This window comes from Pseudomonas sp. GV105 (assembly GCF_003058185.1).
Lineage (GTDB): Bacteria > Pseudomonadota > Gammaproteobacteria > Pseudomonadales > Pseudomonadaceae > Aquipseudomonas > Aquipseudomonas veronii.
On sequence record NZ_QBUF01000007.1, the window covers coordinates 52,791 to 71,957 of the forward strand.

Below are 19,167 nucleotides of genomic sequence, written 5' to 3' on the forward strand. Positions count from 1 at the left end.
GCGCCATCGGTGGCATGGCAGCAACAAAAAGCCCGCGCGAGGCGGGCTTCTTGGGGATTCATAGGCGGCCGTGGACGTCTATGGATCGGTGCCTGGAACCGGTCAGATACGGAAACTGCCCACCAGATGCTTCAAGCGTGCCGCCTGCTGTTCCAGGTCGGCGCAGGCGCGCAGGGTCGATTGCAGGTTTTCCACACCTTCCTGATTGAGCGTGTTGATCTCGGTGATGTCCATGTTGATCGACTCCACCACCGAGGTCTGCTCCTCGGTGGCGGTGGCGACCGACTGGTTCATCCCATCGATCTCGCCGATGCGCTGGGTCACGCTGCTCAAGCGTTCGCCGACCTGGTTGGCGATCTCTACGCTTTCGAGGCTGTGGCGCTGGCTTTCGCCCATGGTGCTGACCGAATCCCGGGCGCCGACTTGCAGCTCCTCGATCATCGTTTGCACCTGTTGCGCCGACTCCTGGGTGCGGTGCGCCAGGTTGCGCACTTCATCGGCCACCACGGCAAACCCACGCCCGGCGTCACCCGCCCGGGCGGCTTCGATGGCCGCGTTGAGCGCCAGCAGGTTGGTTTGCTGGGAGATGCTGGTGATCACTTCGAGGATCTGCCCGATATTCACCGTTTTGCTGTTCAGCGACTCGATATTCGTACTCGAGGCGCTGAGCATTTCCGACAGCTGATTCATTGCACCGATGTTGCGCTCCACCACTTGCTGACCCTGCTCGGCCATCCCGCGCGCGTCGCTGGCCTGGTGCGAGGCCTCAGCCGCATTACGGGCTATTTCCTGAGCCGCGGCCCCCAGTTCGTTGATGGCGGCGGCCACACTGTTGGTTCGGCTAGCCTGTTCGTCGGAGTTGAGCATGGATGAGTTGGAGGCGCTGACCACGCGCATTGCCACTTCGTTGACGTGCTCGGTCGCCGACGAGACCTCTCGGATCGAGGTGTGAATACGTTCGACAAAACGGTTGAACGCATTGCCCAGCATGCCGAACTCGTCATGCGTGTGGATGACCAGGCGTTTGGTGAGGTCACCTTCGCCTTGGGCAATGTCCTCCATTGCGCGGGTCATCGCGTGCAGCGGTTGGAGCAATACGCGGATCAGCAGACTCAGCAGGACGATGATGATGACCACCGCAACGATGGTGGCAATCACCGCCGAATAGCGGAACTTGCTCAGCGTTGCGTAAGCCTTGTCTTTATCAATAGACAGGCCGATGTACCAGTTGGCGGAAGGTAGACCTTTGATCGGTGCGAAGGTCAGCAAGCGGGCTTGCCCGTTGAACTGGACCTCGGTCAGCTCGCCGGAAAGTTTCGGTGTGTGTGTAGGGTACAAATCCGAAAGCGACTTCATCACCAGCGCTTTGTCCGGATGGACCAGGATCTTGCCCTGATCGTTGACCAGGAAGGCATAGCCCATGCCGCCAAAGTTCAACGAGTTGATGATTTCCACCAGGCCATCCAGCGCCAGATCGCCGCCGACCACACCGATGTTGCTGGAAACCTTGCTGATGACACCAATGACCATCTTGTTGGTGGCCATATCGATATAAGGCTCAGTCAGCATGGCGCCGCTGGCGTTCATACCGTCCTTGTACCAAGCCCGGGAGCGCGGGTCATAGCCATCGGGCATCTTGGTGTTCGGACGAATACTGAAGCTGCCGTCGACCTTGCCTAGGTAGTCGGTGAGAAAATTTGAGGTCAGGACGCTTTCATCCATCAGCGTCTCGGCGTTGGCAGGCTCCCTGGCAATGTTCTGCGCCAGGTTCGTCACCAGATTGATCCGCCCCTCCAGCAGGTTGCGAATATTGGTGGAGGTCGACTCACCCATTTCAGCCAAATAGTTTTCCAGGCTGGTGCGGGTGGCATTGCGTTGTAGATAGTCGTTGTACAGCGTGAACAGGGTGAAGGCGAGCATCACTATCAGCGACACGGCCAAAAGAATTTTATGACTGAAACGAAGGCTTTTATTCATGGCGTATTGAGTTCGCTAGGTCTTTTGCGGGGACTGTGGAAGCGTATCGGCTGGAGCCGAGTAAACCTTGAGATGCGAAGAGCCCGATTACTGCGACGGAGGAAGGTAAAGGGGCAAGGAGCGACCGCCAGAAACAACAAAGCCCGCAGGAGGCGGGCTTCTTGAGGGGCGTCATAGACTGCTGCACAGCGGCGGGGGATTTCCGCTCATTCGGTTTTTAATCGATGCTCAGGGTCTTTCCAGCGGCTCAGGTATGAAGCCTTGCTCCCTGAGGGACTTGATTACACCTCGAATGAGATAGTTGTTGGAAAAACCGATCGTGTACTGCCTCGCGCCGGCGTTCAGCGGTAGAAGCATCCCTTGGTCCACCAGCTTTTTGATCAGGTAAGTCCGTTGATTGCTCGACTGCTGTGGGAGTACGGCTGCTACATCTGCCGATTTTACGACCTTCAGTTTTATTGCGGCCAACAGCACTGCTTCCTCTGTCTCCGTGATCCATTTGCGTTCCCGTGCGAAGGCCACGGCAGGCACGAGTATGCATTTGGTCAGGTATGCGTAGTCTGTGAGGCGATCGACTTTCTCCAGCTCCTCACGAACCCCTTCCAGCACGTAGGTACACCACGCCTCCAGTCCGTCCTTTGTTCCTTTGTCGGCGGTGGCAAGCATTGCGTAATAGCGCTCACGATCGTTGCAGAATACGGCCGTAGGATTCAGGACACGGCCGCCGGCGTTGACGTTGAAACCATACTTGATCAGGAGTGCGTAGGTTAGCAGCCTGACCACGCGGCCATTGCCATTGCCGAATGGATGTATCCATCCAAATCTATGGTGAGCGAGCGCAACCTTCATGAGGTCGTATTTCGGGGGGGCTTCGTGATTCACGAATGCGACAAGTTCCTGCATATACGCTTGAACGTGGATGAAGTCAGGAGGCTGGTGATCAGACTGAGATATTCTGACCTCTCCACTGCGATAGGCTCCGGGCGTTTTGTCGCCCTCACGCACCAGATCGTCGACGGTCATCGCGTGCAGCTCTCGAATCATCTGCTCGGTCAGCGCTGCGCCGGGCGCCATGATCCGCTCAATGTAGTCCATCGCCTTTTCAATATTGGCCACCTCGCGCAACGGGTCCGTGTCCTGGGCCTTACCTTCGACCTTGCTGTCTATATAGTCCGCCAACGTCGTGTGGTTGCCTTCTATGCGGGCAGAACCGAGGCTTTCCAGTGCATGGAAAAGCGATTTGAGTTGGTAGAACACCTGCGGCGGCGTATCACCTTCAAGCCTTAGGCGACGCAGATGCTCCAGTTCGCTCAGTACATCGACAAGGTCCGAGTCAAAGGACGGATTGAGAAGCTCAAGGTCGTGATGGATAAATGTAGGCATATGGAAAGATATCTCAAGCCGGCCGAAAGGTTATCTTGAAAAAAATCAGGGAAGCTACCGTAATTAAGGGTGTTTGCTTAGAGTGCGCTAAACATTATCTTGAATTCAGGCTTAAGCTAACTCAAAAATGAGCAATGATTAAGTGAGAAATCTCGATGGTTAGCGGAGGGCATGGCGAGGATGTGCTTTCGGCAGGTCTGACTGATGGGGCCTTTGAGCGTCATGAATCGCCGCCAGGCCTTCAAGGTCAGCAACAAGGGCTGACCTTGGTATTGCAGGTGCTGGAAACTGCTACGGAAATAGCCGTTAGTTTGACGATGGCGGGAAGTCGATATCGGTAGCGGCGATGTTGTTCAAATAGTTGGTCAGGGTTAACAGCGTGATCTGTGCCACCACCTCCACGATCTTGCTATCGGTAAGACCGGCGTTGTGCGCTGCGGTGATCTGGGCATCACTCAATTGTCCGCGGCTTTCGGTGATTTGATGCGCCAGAGCCGCGACCGCGCTGAGTGTGCCCATGCGTGCTTTGCCAACGGCCTCATCGCTCAAGCCAGCCTTGGCACCAAAGAATGCATGTGCGGCCACGCAGTAGTCGCAACCGTTGACCTCTGACGCAGCGAGGGCAACGACCTCACGCTCAACGGCACTCAGTGAGGTTTTACCCAAGGCCTGAGCGAGGCTCTGGTAACCACTCAATGCGGCCGGGGAGTGAGCCAGGGTTTTAAATACGTTGGGAATAAACCCAAGACCTTTTTGGATACCTTCAAGAGCAGCGCGCGAGCCAGCAGGGGCTTGGTCCAGCGAGAGAGCCGCGATACGAGTCATGGTAATTCTCCAGTAGATTGATTAGCCGGCTTGTCGATCAAGCCTGGTGTCAATATTAGGGAGGCAGACTTTCCTTTCGGATTCAGATCGTCGAACTTATGCAACAGATCGTCTAAATTTGAGCGAGCTATGGACCGATTATCGACACTGCTTAAACACTTCAATCTGCATGCGTCCACGTTTCACCAGGGTGGTTTTTGCGGAACAACCAACCTCTATGGGCAGGGCAGTTTCGGACACGCACATTTACTGCGTTCGGGACGCCTGGCCCTAAGGGACAAGCGCGGCCAGCTCATTGAGTTGACGGAGCCCAGCCTGATTCTGGCGGTGCGCCCGCAGGAGCATCAGTTGCTGGCGATCGAAGCAGATGAAGCGGAGTTGGTCTGTGCAACCTTGCAATTTGATGGCGGGGCGAATAATCCCCTGACTCTGGCTTTACCGGACTTCATCATCAAGCCACTTCGTGAATTGCAGGGGCTGAGTGGCACCCTCGACTGGCTATTTGAAGAAGCCTTCGGCGACGAGTGTGGCCGTGATGTCATCCTCAATCGTCTGTTCGAGCTGATGGTGATTCAACTGCTTCGCCACCTCATCGCCAGTCGTAGCATTGCGTCAGGGATGATGGCCGGATTGGCTAATGCTCAGCTGTCCCGCGCGCTCGTAGGCATCCACAACGAACCACAGCGCAATTGGTCCGTGGCGGAGTTGGCGGATCGCTCAGGTATGTCACGCGCCAGCTTTGCTGCGCACTTTCGCGAGACGGTGGGTAGTACCCCGGCAGATTATCTGGCGAACTGGCGAATCAGCTTGACGCAGAAACGCCTGCGTGAAGGGCGCCCCATCGCGTTGATTGCCGATGAGGTTGGCTATGAAAGTCCGTCTGCGTTAGCCCGTACTTTTCGGCGCAAAGTTGGTGCAAGCCCGAAGGAATGGCTCCAGCACACTAGGGGATGACGTCTAACCGATTGGTGGAGCAATCGCGGGAATGATCATGGTCCTGGGCTCAGTGTGGAAACCCTCACAGGTGTGCCCGGAGAAAATCGATGAACGCCATCGTCCGCGCTGAATGTCGCCGCTCACGACTGAACACGGCGCTTACAGGCAGCGCGGTGTTCTGATAATCGTTGAGCACACTACGAACGTTGCCTTGTTCGACGTCAGCTGCGAACAGCCATTCTGGAGAAAGAGAAATGCCCAGGCCGCAGAGGACCATTTCACGGATGGCATCGCTGCTGTTGCTGGTGACGTTGCCTTTGATAGCCACATCGAACTCTCCTGCACCGTGCTTGAAGTGCCAGGTGTCATAGTGCTCCAGCAACGTGAAACCGATGCAGTTGTGGCTTGTCAGGTCATCGGGCTCGCGTGGCAGACCGTGTAGATCCAGATAGGCGGGCGCGGCATAGACCCGCCGCGTGCTGGTACCCAGAGACATTGCCACCAATCCCTCGCTCTTGACCGCCCCGATCCGGATCGCAAGGTCGATGTTTTCCTTGAGCAGGTCTTCATTGTAATCGCTCAGCCGCAGGTCAATCCGGACATCGGGATAGCGCTGCAGAAAAGTCCCTACCAGCGGCGCTATGCACAACCTCCCGTAACTGACCGGTGCCGTTACTCTCAGGGGACCTGCGATCTGCTCCTGGCCGCAGGCAAAGCTAAGCGTGGCGGTTTCGAGGTGGCCGAGAATTTCTTGGCAGTGGCTGTAGAAGCGTTGGCCCTGGTCGGTCAGGGCCAGGTGCCGGGTGCTGCGGGCGAACAATGGCCCGCCCAGATACTGCTCCAGCGCGCGGACCTGCTTGCTCACTGCCGGCTGCCCCATGTTCAGCTCTCGAGCTACCGCAGAAAACGACCCGCGCTCCACGACGCGTACAAAGATGTGCATGTTGTCGAACAGGTCCATCGGCAATTAGGCCTCTTTGTGGAATAAGTCATATGCAAATTCAGTTTCTTATCGGAACAATGAAAGCGCGGCAACCTGTAAGCGTCCATTCAATCATAGGGTTTGCGTCATGAATCACACCATGCTTGCCGCTATCGCCGAATCTGCCCAGGTCCCTCTGACCGTCCGCCACATCGCTCGCCCTGTTCCAGGTAAAGGGCAGGTCCTGATCAGGGTTCACGCCGCGGGGGTCAATCCTCTCGATACCAAGATCGCGATCGGCGCAGGCGCCCACGCCCGTCAGGCGCTGCCGGCAGTACTCGGCCTGGACCTGGCCGGAACGGTCATCGGACTGGGCGAGGCGGTTGAAGGCTTCACCCCTGGCCAGGAAGTCTTCGGTATGGCCGGCGGGATCGGCGGCGCCCAGGGCACTATGGCCGAGTACATTGCTGTGGATGCACGTCTGATCGCGTTAAAGCCGCACAGACTCGACATGCGTGAGGCGGCCGCATTGCCTTTGGTATTCATTACTGCGTGGGAAGGGTTGGTGGATCGCGCCAATGTCCGTGCAGGTCAACGTGTGCTGATTCATGGCGGCGCAGGCGGGGTCGGCCAAGTGGCTGTGCAACTGGCAAAGGCTCGCGGTGCCGAAGTCTATGCCACCGGTTCGGCGGCGAGTCTCGACTTCATTCGCTCACTGGGTGCAACGGCTATTGACTACCGTGCGCAGCGCGTAGATGACTATGTCGAGCAGCATACGGCGGGGGAAGGTTTCGACATCGTCTACGACACGGTGGGAGGCAGCACCCTGGATGCGGCGTTCAAGGCAGTGAAGCCTTATACCGGGCACGTACTGAGCTGCCTGGGTTGGGGGCAGCACAGCCTCGCGCCGCTGTCGTTTAAAAGCGCAACCTACTCGGGCGTATTTACTCTGACGCCGTTGCTCACAGGCAAGGGGCGCGAAAACCACGGGGCTATCCTGCGCGAGGCCGCCGCGCTGGCAAATGCCGGGCAACTGACGATCCGGATAGATCAGCAGCCATTTGGACTGAATGAAGTCAACGAAGCGTTTCGCCAGGTCGCGGAAGGTCGCGGCAAGGGCAAGACGGTAATCCATTTGGTGAGCGAATAGTCCCCAACGACTTCAACGGTGTGCAGCCCTCCGTGAATGGTTCATACCGCATTACGCACTCACATTCGCCGGTCTTCAAAATGCCTTTATTTTGTCATGTTCTTGCAATGAACCCATGCGAGTTTGGTCGCCGGAAAATAGGACGAAACCGAGTGTTTCAGTGCGCTAATACACTGTTTTAAATATGGAAAATTGATTTTAATGTCGATGTTTTGTCAGCGCATGGATAAGTCTGAGAGTGGTGGGGGCGGGTGCAAAATCCCATCCAGTGTATTGACGAAGATTCTGTCGCAAGCAGCAGCGGCCACGCTGCGCATTTCCATCGACGAAGAACCGTGTCAATTGGCGTATGAGCGGTTTCTGGAGGGGATCGCCCAAGCGCTGAAGCGGCCTTCGACTGTCTCGACAACCCACGCTGTGGCCCACGTGTCATGAAGGTGGTGACCTCAGGCTCGGCCTACCTGGACATCGACGCGTATGCCTGTTGCATTGCGTACGCCGAGCTGTTGAATCTCCAGGGCGTTGATGCTCGGGCCGTCAGTAGCGCCCCGCTCAATGCCAGCATCTCCAAGACCGTGCTCGGATGGCAATCATCTCTGGACGATTATCTGCCGAGGGCGGGTGATGAGTTCGTGTTGGTGGATGTCTCCGACTACCAACATTTCGACCCGGCGGTGGTGCTTGAACAGGTGGTGGAGGTCATTGACCATCACCCAGGCTTTGAAAACTATTGGGCGCAGAAGCTCGGATCTGCGGCGGACATCCTGCCGATCGGCGCAGCGGCGACTCTGATTTTTCAGCGTTGGGAGTCGGCAGAGCTGTTGCCGCTGATCAGCAAAAAAAGTGCGGTGTTGCTGGCCACGGCGATTCTGGACAACACCCTGAATTTCACCGGGCAGTTGACCACCCAATCGGATATTCGGGCTTATGAAGTCCTCGCACAGCGGGCGAAACTGGAAGCGGACTGGCCTGAGCGGTATTTCGCCGAGTGCCAAGCCACTATCGAGTCGGACCTGATTGGCGCATTGGCGGTGGATATGAAGCGGCTGAAAGCCGATAGCAACCTGCCGCAGGTTTTTGCGCAGATGGCGGTGTGGGATGCCAGTGCGCTGATCCGAACGCATCGTTCAACGATCGGTCACTGGTTGGCGGCGCAGGGTGGCGACTGGCTGTTGAACGTCATCAGCATCCGCGAGTGCAGAAGCTACTTTCTGGCTGAGCCCTTGGTCAGTCAACAAAAGTTGAGCCAATTGCTGTCGATCGAATGGCATGCCGGAATGGCTGTGCTTGAGCGCGCGCTGCTACGTAAGGAACTGTTGAAGCTGGGCTTGGAGCGCATCTCGGTTATGAGTAAACCCCCTCTGGTTTTGTAGCCACGTCGAAGGGCTGTTTCTGGCTGTTTTCTGCCTGCCGTAACTGCTTGAATCCACCGCCAAAAGACGCCATTCAAAGGTGTCTGGGAACTAGGGGCTATTAGGGGAAGGGGACGGAAGGAGCCACGCTCCTTCCGCGGGTTCAGCTAATCAGTTCGTACCAATGTAGGGGTCCCATTGGATGAAACGTGTCGATGGCCGAAGCCCTCCAGAGGTCACCTTGACCTGGATCTGGTAGGTGGTCTGAGACGATGCGTTGCGAGCCAGGCCCACCCAATAGTTACCCGCGGCACCGACTTGCATCGGGTAGCCATCGCTGCCGAACACACTGCCCTGGGAAATTTGGAAGCCGGTGATGGACACCGTGTCGCCAGCGTTCGGATCGATCGGAACCACCTCGAAGCCGAGGTAGTCCCCGATGTTGCAGTGGGTGCGCAGTTCCAGCGTTCCTTCGCCGCTGCTGTCATTGCTCAGACGATTGTCGAACATGTACACACCGGTGGAAATGTTCCCGCCACCAGTGCCGAGTACATATGCGGTATCGATGGCAATGGTGATTGCGGTTTGCGGATTGGCGATGCCGGCAAGCACCTGCGAATCAGCCGTCCACACCTGGGCAGTACTTTTTTGGCCACTCATTGTCGTGCTCCTTCCTTAGGCAGAGACAGTCACGCTGGGGTTGAGCTTCACGGTGATACCGGAGCCGCCCGCCACCTGTACGTTGAGGGATACCGGGTAGGACGCAGTACCTGCGTTCTGCACGGTGCCGGTGTACGCGCTCGCGTTATCCGAAGCGGTTTGCGGCTGGCCACTGAAGCCCCAGGCGCTCGAGTTACCGAAGGCGGCAATGGAGACCTGCGAGGTCGACTTGGGATTGATCAGGAACACTTGCCAGCAGACATTGCTGCCTTTGGACGCAGCAGTATTCAGGTTGGCGGTGCCTTCGTGGGTGGTGCCAGCAGAGATACGGTTATCGACCAGATAGACCCCAGCGGTGGAGCCATTGGTCACTGCATTGTCGTCGACCCAGATTTGCACCTGGACGTCACAACTGGTGGTAGGAATTGCCATGAGAGAACTCCTTGTAAGGTTTCGACGCAAGCGTCGGGCGTGCCCTATGTCGACCCCACACGCTTACCTGCAGGCGTGGTGCCGAACCACCTTGAGCCTTGTGGTCGCGAGGACCTTGGCAAAGCATCTCGGTCAGGCGAGTGGGAGGATAGACAAAGCAAATAAAGGCAACTTGCCATTACGCTATTAGCAGTAGAGCCATTCGAAATAACTGCCGCGACAGCAGCCTCAAATCGCCTTGGGACGGCTTGGCGAAACCGCGGAATACAAGGTTCTCGAGATTGCAGGCATGGCAACCTCAATGCCGAAACGGCTGGCGATGACCTTGCGCCCGCTCCTCGGCGGGTCAGTGCATGGCTGTCGAGGTTCTGGGTTAGTCACTGGGGATTGATGGCTAACTTCTGTCGATCGCGACAGGTAGAAATCGGCCAAAAGCGGACCTTCAACTCGTTCTGCTTTCCACCCCTTGCGAGCCACTATGAATGGCTGCAATCGCTCGAAGAGTTGATATCGCAGCCGTAAAACGGTGTTGGATGAGTCATGTCAATGGAATGGAAATGCAGTCAGTACTCGTGGTGTCTAAAACATGAATTGAATGGCATTTTACTGGGGAGCGAGGAAGTTCGATTGTTGTAGAACCAGGTACATGTCACGCATTGGATCTGTGCAGGGACGGGAGTTCTACCATCAGCAGTTGAGAACGCATCCAAAGCGGCAGCTCATGCTGGGAATACCGAGATAACCGGCTGATTATAAGAGATAGCGGGTGCATAAGGTTGGGCGGAGACGCCAACCACTTGAAGGTCGTATGCAAGATAGTCGCGCCCGTCTGAGCGTTTTTGATTTGCGTGCATGAACTTTAATCAAAGATGATCGATTATGTACCTGACACAACCCACCAATGTGCTGATCACAAATCCAAAAATAACCATGTTCTTGGCTGTAACCACTATCGCCTCTTTCGCTATTGCCCGCATTTCCTTTTCTTCGGGCATAGTTGGATTAACGCCAACCAGAACCATGTTCTGAGATAGAATCAGCGCTCTATTCAATATCCAAACGACAATGACTCGCTGGAAGCGTTCAATGATGTTTAGACCGAAGTAGCAAAATAGACCCAGCCCTATAGTTAATGACGCCAACGTAGCTTCGTACCCTATGGCTTGGGCAGCAAGCACGGCTTTCATTTTTAGCAATTTTTCTGACGTGTCAATGTGGTAGGCTATGAACAAAGGAAAAAGCATTGAGAATGGCAGTAAAATATTTTTATTGGTCTCCGCACTTCTTTTTTGATCTTGAAGAGCGTTTCCGGTAGCGGCCAAAAAAACCAATGAAAGAAACATTGCCGGGGCTGCAGGCGCCAAGAAATCGGAAAAGAAGAACTGAAGTAATAGCAGAAATAGAAACACAATATTAACTATTTTATAAACCGCGCTCGACACGCCTGAAAGCCTAGCGCGCTTGACTCCGGGCCAAATTTTTTCCAGAAACTTGTTGATTTTTATCTGAAGCGAATAATGTTTAAGAAACGCCTCGTTTTCGATGATCTTGGGCTGATTGTCCAATATTACGCTAATCAATTTTAGCTGGTATACCGCGTAAGCGATCGCACCCACTAATACCGTATACCCGCCAGCTATTATCCAAAGCATTTAGTGATCCTAAAACCCTTTAAGTATAGACACGCAGTAGCTACGCTTTTGTATATCAGAAATTTATTTGGTCAATGATATCAAACTGCTATTTAAAGCTATGCTCAAAAAAAACACAATACAAACAGATCAAGGTGTTGTTCATTTGGACGCTGGGGGAGCGCAATAAGCTAGCCTTATTGCTTCTGGCCAGAAGGCAGTCCTTACCAATCGCGCTCCGCAGTCTAAACTGAAAACCAGACTGGTCGTGGAGCAACGGGGGGGGCATCTTGCATCGCACGAAGCATCCCTGCCGCTCAACCAAGATTCAGTTATAACGCTCGTATACTGAATCTCGGCTTATGGAGTCGAAAATGCCATATAGACCTGTAACAGTTCATCGGCGCAATGTGCAAGGTGTACTGTTGCCTTTAACTGCCGCGATCCATCGAGTGTTTGGTCATCGAGCTCAAGACTTGGGGCGTCCCATTGGCGCCTTCTACACCGTCAATGTGAGCTTGATCGTCTGGCAGCATCTTGGGGGGATTTGGTACAGGGCTTGGGATGAGCAAAGGGTTTTGAATCGAAGCGTCAATGAGTCTGTGGTGCGAGCTTTCTCCGAGAGCATCATTACCGGAGAAGCAGTCAATCTACCGAGCGGTAACCGCATAACCTGGGAGGAAATTTCACTTTTCGAGGCGGTGCAGTTACCGCCACCTCTCATCGCGTGAGCATCGCGGTTAAAGCTGTTGAAAGGTCTGTGTAATTTGGACAGAGTCGTTTACTGACCTTAGCGACAGGCGACAGCCGGCAAACTTTGGCCAATGCTTACCGACAGCTATTGGTCGAAAACAACCATCCACGAACGACCGCCTTCGGCCGAGGCTGTGTAAAAAAGCTTTAGTCCAGGTTTGACGGTCAGAACCAGAACTAAAATCGCGTTCCTACGCAAATTTCAGGCCTGCTGATTAACCAAGCGCTGGTAGATTTTACGTAGCAACGCAGACTTTAAAACGGTGCCTGCGTTTTTACACACTCTGGACCCAGGCTGTGTGAAAACGCCAGTGATTGTCTGACCTTCTGATCGTCGAGATCGTATCGGGGGCGATCATGAAGCGATTTATTGAAGGTGAGACTCGGACGCAAGTGACGTTGCTGCCAGAGTGCCTGGACGATTACGTAGCCGAAGAAAATCCAGTGCGCGTGGTCGATGTTTTCGTCGATGAACTCGACCTGGGCGCACTTGGTTTTGAGGGCGTTGATCCTGCTGCAACGGGTCGTCCGGCCTACCATCCAGCGGTGTTGCTGAAGATCTATATCTACGGCTATCTCAATCGGATTCAGTCCAGCCGCCGACTTGAGCGTGAGGCCGAGCGTAACGTCGAGTTGATGTGGCTGACGGGGCGTTTGGCTCCGGACTTCAAAACCATTGCCGACTTTCGCAAAGACAACGGTAAGGCTATTCGCAGTGTCTGCCGGCAATTTGTGCTGCTTTGCCGCAACCTCAATCTCTTCTCCCAATCAATCATCGCCATCGACGGCAGCAAATTCAAAGCCGTCAATAATCGCGACCGCAACTTCACTCAGGGCAAGGTGAAGGCACGCATGCAGCAGATTGAGCAGAGCATTGATCGATATCTGGCGGCGATGGATTCGGCGGATCGGGCAACGCCCGAAGTGGCCGAGGCCAAAGCAGAGCGGCTGAAGGAAAAGATAGAAACACTGAAAAAGCAGATGCAGAAACTCAAGGAAATCGAGGCGCAGCTCCACGATAGTCCAGATCAACAGATCTCCCTCACCGACCCAGATGCACGCTCAATGGCCACGAGCGGCCGGGGCACCGGGACGGTTGGCTATAACGTCCAAACAGCGGTCGACGACAAACACCATCTGATCATTGCCCATGAGGTGACCAACGTCGGTAATGATCGTGCGCAACTGAGCAATATGGCGAACCAGGCGCGTGAAGAAATCGGGGCTGAATCGCTAACGGTGGTGGCCGACCGAGGCTATTACAAAGGTCTGTAAATCCTTGCTTGCGAGCAAGCCGGAATCACTACTTTCGTTCCGAAACCCCTCACATCGGGCAGCAAAGCCGAAGGCCGATTTGGTAAGCAGGACTTCATCTACCTTGCGGCGTCGGACGAGTATCGATGCCCTGCGGGGCAGTTACTAACCAGGCGGCATTCGTCGATGGAAGACGGCATGTTATTGCATTGTTACTACTTCTCGGGCTGCCAGTCCTGCTCAATGCACAAGCAATGTACGACGGGCAAGGAACGCCGTGTGAAGCGCTGGGAACATGAGGCTGTAGTCGACGCGATGCAGGTTCGGCTAGAACATGATCCGGCGATGATGAGGGTTCGTCGACAGACTGTTGAACATCCTTTTGGAACGCTCAAGTACTGGATGGGAAGTACCCACTTTCTGACCAAAACCCTGCCGAGGGTGAGCACTGAGATGAGTCTTCATGTGCTCGCCTACAACCTCAAACGAATGATGAGCATCCTCGGCATCGCAGGGCTGCTTGAGGCGATCAGGGCATGAATCCAGCCGCTTGGCTCGCCAGTTAGAAGCCGTTTGGGCCGCTGACGCGGCCCAAACGGCATTATGAACTTCTATGTCACTGACTAAGCTAATTCGCGCTTCCGTCCGCTGATTCCATAGGCAACCCTTGTGACTCTCAGTTTTCGAGGTATTTAGCGCGTTTTCACACAACCTGGACCCAAAGCGGACGGTGAAATTTTCCAGAGGAACGTACTGCAAAAAAGAAAGGGCCTGATCACATGTAAATAGCTAAGAGGAGTTAGTCCCAGTCAATTTTGATGTTTTCTTGTTTTCGGAACTCATCCAGCACGCTGTGATAATTTGACCTTTCAAAAATCACGCTGGGTATCGCGTCGAACCAGTCAACATCGGTGTTTTCCAACGCAATCGAATCCTTTAGCAAGCCAAATCGGCCCCACTGAACTTGATGCTCATGGGCGCACTGCTCTGCGACAATAACTGTGCAGGTCAAGTCTAGGTCATCAGAGCAGACAAGCAGGGGAACCAGAGTTTTCCAACCAGGCGCAGTGGAATATATCCGATCCCATATCAACAAGTTATCTTCATCGCTGTACAAGCCTGAGTGGGCAGCTACGAGGTGGAACTCAGCAACTGGGTTCTGCCTAGGCAGCCAAACCTCCAGAGGCACTCCATCAATGGCAAAGGTCGGGTAAAAGCCGCTGCTGTATTTGGATTTATGTCTGGCAATTGATAGCAGGTTGATCATTCCATTCCTCGCTTTCCCTGAAATCTGTACAGACTAATTCTCCCAGTTGTAGATGTCTGCTCCTGGCCGACTTCTGCCTGTCACGAAGGGCTGAAGTCGGCCAGAAGCAGTTGCTCATGAGCCTAGAAATATATAAAAATGCTAACCTCGCATGGGCGAAGTAGCCTCAAAAGGTCATAAAAACTCGGGGAATCGAAATGGAGGAAACGTTTTTCGGTGCTCAATTTAATGCTTTACAGAAAGGAATCGTGATGAAGTATTCCGCCATTTTTTTGTGGATTCCCGTTATAACACTTGCAGTCACATTGCCGGCCGCGGCCGTAGAACCCTCCCAGCGTCTTCAGCGCGCCTCAGGTTTGTGGAAGGTAACACCGTCCACCTCGCCGTTTTCCTGGGAGATTTGCGTCGATCAGCCAAAGGACAGGCTGATCGACGACGACTTATGGTCCGACTTCGAACAGGAATGCAAGATCGAATCGGAAAGCGGCAAAGGCGACGGCTACAATTTTAAATCAAGCTGCCCAGACGCGAAGCTGGCAGGCTCGTTCAGCGGCGATCTTGCGAAATCGTACGTACTGACGGCCGATACTTCGTTTGACTTAAACGGGAAAATCAAAACGCAGCACACCGTCATCAATGGCATCTTTCAAGGCGCATGCCCTGCGGACATGGAACCGGGGGTCAAAAAAATGCGCGGCGGTATGAAGATGAAGAGCCTGTACATTAACCGATAAGCGGTTAAAGGTTGTACATCGCATCAGCAAATTGACTGTTGCCGTCAGCATGAGAATGACCCATTTAGTAAAAAGTTGGTGATCCAAGCTCAGATAACTTGCTGGTAGCTGGCATGCATTTAGGAGCGCTCGGCTTTGCTCATATCAAGCGCTCAGGGAGCACCTACGCCATTGCTTACGAAAGGTGAGTCAAGTACGGGCAGCAAACTGTCTTTCGATAGTTTTCTTCTCGAATGAAAACTTGCCAGGAACGCTAAAGGGGGCACATTTTTCTGAACGACTCTGACGTCCGCTTTTGGCCGATTTTTGCCGTTTGTGACGGGCAGCAATCGGCCCAGAGTGTGTAAAAACGCTTCGTCAAAATTGAAGTGTGCGCGTCTACGTTAAATCTGAAATTTATCGGCACGTCAGCAGATGTGGATTTCGCGTAGAAGCGCGACTTTCAGTCCGGTTTTGAGTACCTGCCGCGCTCAAAAACGTTTTTACACAGCCTCGGCCAGAAGCAGCCGCTCAATGGTGTTTATCAAAACAGCGGGATGAATCTCCTGACGTCTCGGTTTAGGGCATAGAAGCGTCTACGAAATTCTGAGCGATTCAAAAAACTAAGACCTGATCTCGTAGTTATCGAGTTTTCGGTTGTGACTGTTAGATCAAATTCAGTTGAGCATTGCCTTGACCTGCTAAGACTTTGGTCACACAGAGCATCCAATCCTTCCAAATTGTCGGATCGGCAGTCTCGCCATCGGCAAGATAACTCATACTGCCCAACATTGAGCCCAACTCATCCGACTTCGTTCGCTGATAGATATCCACAAGAAATTCATACATTGCAAGATATGCGAGTTCAGGCGTTAAGTTTTCGGTGATCATTGCTATTTTCCTCTAGACACTCCAGTAGCTGGATTGAAGCTTGAGCGCGTTTAAAGTAGTGCCTCGCCCGCCACGGTTTCGAGCTATTACGATACTTACGACAACGCATGAGTGACCTTCGCAGCCATCTTTTCAGCACTGTTCATCCCGTCAAACCGTAAGACCGTAGCCGTTTGCTCTGTTATCCACGACTCGTGCCACGCTCGGTTGCGTCCTGAAAATTTCGGATTGTCATGCACACGAAGCACCAAAAATGTAAAACCGCAATTTTTCCTCCATGAATACAAGTCGGTTTCGAGGTCAGAACGATATCCCATACCCGCCTGAGTCTCACTTTTTTCTGGGCTGTAAATGACCGCTTCTGGCCGATAGCAGTCAGTTGTCAACACCCTCTATCAGCCGACGTTGTTGAAATATCGAGTACGAAAGCGGTTTTGTCTGGCAATTGCGCTTACTTGCCGATCCGGGCGCCAAGATGGCGCTTGCCAATCGATAATTTTCGCAAGCAAGCACAGCGCCTTACCAGTTGTAACTCACCGATCCGGTCACATTTCGGCGATACCCGTATTTGCAGCTGTCGCCCGTGTAACCGCACTGAGAGACATAGGTTTCGTCGGTCAGGTTGGATGCATTGAGCGACAGTTTCGCCCCGGCATAGGCTGAAGACAGCTTGCCAAGGTCGTAACTCAGGCTGGCGTCAAACAGCATGTAGTGGGGGATGCCTTCGCTATTTTGCGAGTCGATATAGCTCGGGCCGACGTAGCGTACCCCTCCTCCTATCGCCAAGCCCGATAGCGCACCGCTCTGAACGGTGTATTGCGACCACAGCGAGGCCAGTTGTTCAGGGGTATTGCCAGGTTGATTGCCTTTTTCACCGGCCGTATTGCTGCGGGTAATTTCAAGGTGTGAATAGCTGTAGTTGGCCATCAACTCCAGAGCATCGGACAGTTGCGCCTTGCTTTCCAGTTCGATACCGCGCGACTGGATCTCTCCGGTCGCCACCGAGAAACGATTGTTGCCGGGATCTGCCGTCAGTACGTTTTGCCGCGTCAGGTCGAACAGCGAGACAGTCACGTAGCTGTCACTCCCGTTGGGCTGGAATTTGATCCCGACTTCGTACTGGCGGCCAGTTTCGGGTTCGAAGGCACTGCCGTCACGCGCCACCGCCGTGATGTTAGGAAAAAACGACTCGGAATAGCTCGCGTAGGGTGCCACGCCGTTGTCTGCCAGGTACATCACACCGGTCCGCCACGTGAAGGCGTGATCGCGTTGCTTGAGGTCCGCCGCCGTATCGGTGGCGTAATGGATCGTTTTCGAACGTGCCCAGTCTTGACGACCACCCAGGTTGAACACCCAGTGCTCGTCAAATTTGAGCTGTTCCGAGAGATACACACCCGCCTGGTCAAGCTGACGACGCTGGTTGATGTCGTAAAAGGCGTCCAGGTCGCTGTAATCCTGGTGGTAGACCGGCGCATAGATATCCAGCGGATCAACCACGTTGCCACCCCCCAACTGATTGGTGCTGGCGTGTTGCAAATCGATACCGACCAACGTTGTGTGTTCGAAACGGCCGGCGTTCCACTGGGCTTGGAAATGGTTGTCGAGCAGCGCGTTCTTCACCTTTTCGTGGCCCAGATAACCGAAGCGGCCCACGGTGCGCTGGTCGTCATCCAGGCCGTATTGGTAAATCGTGCGTTGCTCCTGATAGGAGCGGCTGTAACGGGCGTTTTGGCGGAATGTCCAGATATCGTTGAGGTGATGCTCAAACTGATAACCCAGCGACCACTGTTCTACATCGTACTTGTCGAAGTCGGGGTCGCCGACAAAGCGATCCGTGGCAATCCGTCCGTAACGCGAGCTGTCGAGGGTGCCCACCCGTGGCAAGGCGTAGTAGCCCAGCACATTGCGGTCTTTTTGAAATGACGCCAGCACCGTCAGCGAGGTGTCTTCCGAGGGGCGCCAACTGATCGCCGGGGCGATGAATTGACGGTCATCACGGGCGTAGTCGATTTGCGTGCCACTCTCTCGCCACAGCCCGGTGAGGCGATAAGTCAGGACGCCATCGTCGGTAAGCGGGCCGCCGAAGTCCACAGCCAATTGCTTGCGATCAAAACTGCCGGCCTGCATCACCAGTTCATGAAGCGGCTCATCGGTGGGGCGCTTGCTGATCACGTTGACCATGCCGCCCGGTGAGGTTTGACCATAGAGCACGGATGATGGCCCGCGCAGTACTTCCACGCGCTCCAGTCCATAGACTTCACCCACGGCACGGCTCTGGTTGGCAAAGCTGTACTGGCGCAGGCCATCACGGTAGATACCCCCGCCAGTCGTCGCGTCAAAGCCACGGATGCTGATCGTGTCGCGCCGGGTATCGACGCCATTGGCTTCACCATTGACCCCCGCCGTGTAGCGCAGCACCTGCCCGATGCTTTGTGGCTGCTGGGCGTCGATCTGCTTACGGGTGACCACACTGATCGATTGAGGCGTTTCCATGATCGACGTATCGGTCTTGTTGGCACTCATGGTTCGGCTGGCGACCAGGCCGTCGTTGTTGCCCAACGAGGTGTCGTACGCGGTACCACTGATTGCGGTCGGTGCCAACTCCAGCACGTCGCTGTTGCCCGGTACCAGCAGCAGGCTACCGTCGTCCTGGCGCTCATAAGTCAGCCCCGAGCCGAGCAAGAGCTGCGCCAGGCCGGCCTCAGTACTGAAATCGCCTTGCAGCCCCCGGGTATTCTTGCCGGCCGTGAGCGTCGAGCTGCCCGCCATGGTAATCCCCGCCTGTGCGCCAAAACGCGACAGCGCAGCATCCAGGGGGCCTGCGTCGATGCTGTAATGCTGTGAACTGCCAGCGGCGAAAACCGGCAGGCTGCAAAGCGGTTGCACGCTGAGCAACAACAGCCCAAGCGTACGGGCACGCAGGGCGCGGGAAGGTGAAGTCATACGGGGCTCCTAAGGGGTGACGACCCACCTCTGGCGGGTGGGTGATCCCTATAGGCCAAGCGAGTTTGAAAAAACTAT

Annotated in this window: 15 protein-coding genes and 3 pseudogenes; 6 read left to right on the forward strand and 12 right to left on the reverse strand. The window is 54.7% G+C overall.

What is annotated here, in order from left to right:
* Positions 1–102: 102 nt before the first annotated feature.
* From C8K66_RS31635 to C8K66_RS14855, 4 genes and pseudogenes are all read right to left on the reverse strand, one after another.
* Positions 103–897: a methyl-accepting chemotaxis protein gene (locus C8K66_RS31635; protein ID WP_371928141.1), complete on the reverse strand. Its 795-nt coding sequence runs from the start codon at positions 895–897 to the stop codon at positions 103–105.
* A gap of 63 nt (positions 898–960) precedes the next feature.
* A pseudogene (locus C8K66_RS31640) lies at positions 961–1,977 on the reverse strand (cache domain-containing protein); the annotation flags it as partial.
* Positions 1,978–2,205: 228 nt separating this feature from the next.
* Positions 2,206–3,360 (reverse strand): Fic family protein, encoded by a 1,155-nt coding sequence (locus tag C8K66_RS14850; protein ID WP_108525214.1) that lies wholly within the window; start codon positions 3,358–3,360, stop codon positions 2,206–2,208.
* Positions 3,361–3,666: 306 nt separating this feature from the next.
* Positions 3,667–4,185, reverse strand: a complete 519-nt coding sequence (locus C8K66_RS14855; RefSeq protein ID WP_057005654.1) for a carboxymuconolactone decarboxylase family protein — start codon at positions 4,183–4,185, stop codon at positions 3,667–3,669.
* Positions 4,186–4,314: 129 nt separating this feature from the next.
* Between C8K66_RS14855 and C8K66_RS14860 the strand changes: the two genes are divergently transcribed.
* Positions 4,315–5,139, forward strand: a complete 825-nt coding sequence (locus C8K66_RS14860; RefSeq protein ID WP_102618047.1) for an AraC family transcriptional regulator — start codon at positions 4,315–4,317, stop codon at positions 5,137–5,139.
* A 64-nt stretch (positions 5,140–5,203) separates the two neighbouring features.
* Here the strand turns inward: C8K66_RS14860 and C8K66_RS14865 are convergent, their stop codons facing one another.
* Positions 5,204–6,082, reverse strand: coding sequence for a LysR family transcriptional regulator (locus C8K66_RS14865; RefSeq protein WP_108525216.1), 879 nt, complete (start codon positions 6,080–6,082; stop codon positions 5,204–5,206).
* A 109-nt stretch (positions 6,083–6,191) separates the two neighbouring features.
* Between C8K66_RS14865 and C8K66_RS14870 the strand changes: the two genes are divergently transcribed.
* Complete coding sequence (locus C8K66_RS14870; protein WP_046384790.1) at positions 6,192–7,193, forward strand: zinc-dependent alcohol dehydrogenase family protein; 1,002 nt, start codon at positions 6,192–6,194, stop codon at positions 7,191–7,193.
* Positions 7,194–7,624: 431 nt separating this feature from the next.
* Positions 7,625–8,566 (forward strand): DHH family phosphoesterase, encoded by a 942-nt coding sequence (locus C8K66_RS14880; RefSeq protein ID WP_046384788.1) that lies wholly within the window; start codon positions 7,625–7,627, stop codon positions 8,564–8,566.
* A 150-nt stretch (positions 8,567–8,716) separates the two neighbouring features.
* On the opposite strand, the gene C8K66_RS14885 is transcribed toward C8K66_RS14880, so the two are convergent.
* The 3 genes from C8K66_RS14885 to C8K66_RS14895 form a co-directional block, all read right to left on the reverse strand.
* Positions 8,717–9,205, reverse strand: a complete 489-nt coding sequence (locus tag C8K66_RS14885; RefSeq protein ID WP_017844471.1) for a hypothetical protein — start codon at positions 9,203–9,205, stop codon at positions 8,717–8,719.
* Between the two features lie 15 nt (positions 9,206–9,220).
* Positions 9,221–9,637: a hypothetical protein gene (locus tag C8K66_RS14890; RefSeq protein WP_017844470.1), complete on the reverse strand. Its 417-nt coding sequence runs from the start codon at positions 9,635–9,637 to the stop codon at positions 9,221–9,223.
* 863 nt (positions 9,638–10,500) lie between these two features.
* On the reverse strand, positions 10,501–11,289 hold the full coding sequence (locus C8K66_RS14895) for a hypothetical protein (protein WP_108525220.1): 789 nt from the start codon (positions 11,287–11,289) through the stop codon (positions 10,501–10,503).
* A gap of 353 nt (positions 11,290–11,642) precedes the next feature.
* Between C8K66_RS14895 and C8K66_RS14900 the strand changes: the two genes are divergently transcribed.
* Both C8K66_RS14900 and C8K66_RS14905 read left to right on the forward strand, forming a co-directional pair.
* Entirely contained in the window at positions 11,643–11,999 is a 357-nt protein-coding gene (locus C8K66_RS14900) for a hypothetical protein (protein WP_132849946.1), read from the forward strand.
* Between the two features lie 379 nt (positions 12,000–12,378).
* A pseudogene (locus C8K66_RS14905) lies at positions 12,379–13,815 on the forward strand (IS1182 family transposase).
* 259 nt (positions 13,816–14,074) lie between these two features.
* Here the strand turns inward: C8K66_RS14905 and C8K66_RS31295 are convergent.
* Complete coding sequence (locus C8K66_RS31295) at positions 14,075–14,542, reverse strand: hypothetical protein (protein ID WP_241561590.1); 468 nt, start codon at positions 14,540–14,542, stop codon at positions 14,075–14,077.
* Positions 14,543–14,739: 197 nt separating this feature from the next.
* On the opposite strand from C8K66_RS31295, the gene C8K66_RS14915 reads away from it, so the two are divergent.
* Complete coding sequence (locus C8K66_RS14915; RefSeq protein ID WP_226927612.1) at positions 14,740–15,276, forward strand: hypothetical protein; 537 nt, start codon at positions 14,740–14,742, stop codon at positions 15,274–15,276.
* Between the two features lie 645 nt (positions 15,277–15,921).
* On the opposite strand, the gene C8K66_RS14925 is transcribed toward C8K66_RS14915, so the two are convergent.
* From C8K66_RS14925 to C8K66_RS14935, 3 genes and pseudogenes are all read right to left on the reverse strand, one after another.
* Entirely contained in the window at positions 15,922–16,146 is a 225-nt protein-coding gene (locus C8K66_RS14925; protein WP_177410564.1) for a hypothetical protein, read from the reverse strand.
* Positions 16,147–16,241: 95 nt separating this feature from the next.
* Positions 16,242–16,382, reverse strand: a pseudogene (locus C8K66_RS31300) (adenylate kinase); the annotation flags it as partial.
* 283 nt (positions 16,383–16,665) lie between these two features.
* Entirely contained in the window at positions 16,666–19,089 is a 2,424-nt protein-coding gene (locus C8K66_RS14935) for a TonB-dependent siderophore receptor (protein ID WP_108525224.1), read from the reverse strand.
* Between the last annotated feature and the right edge of the window lie 78 nt (positions 19,090–19,167).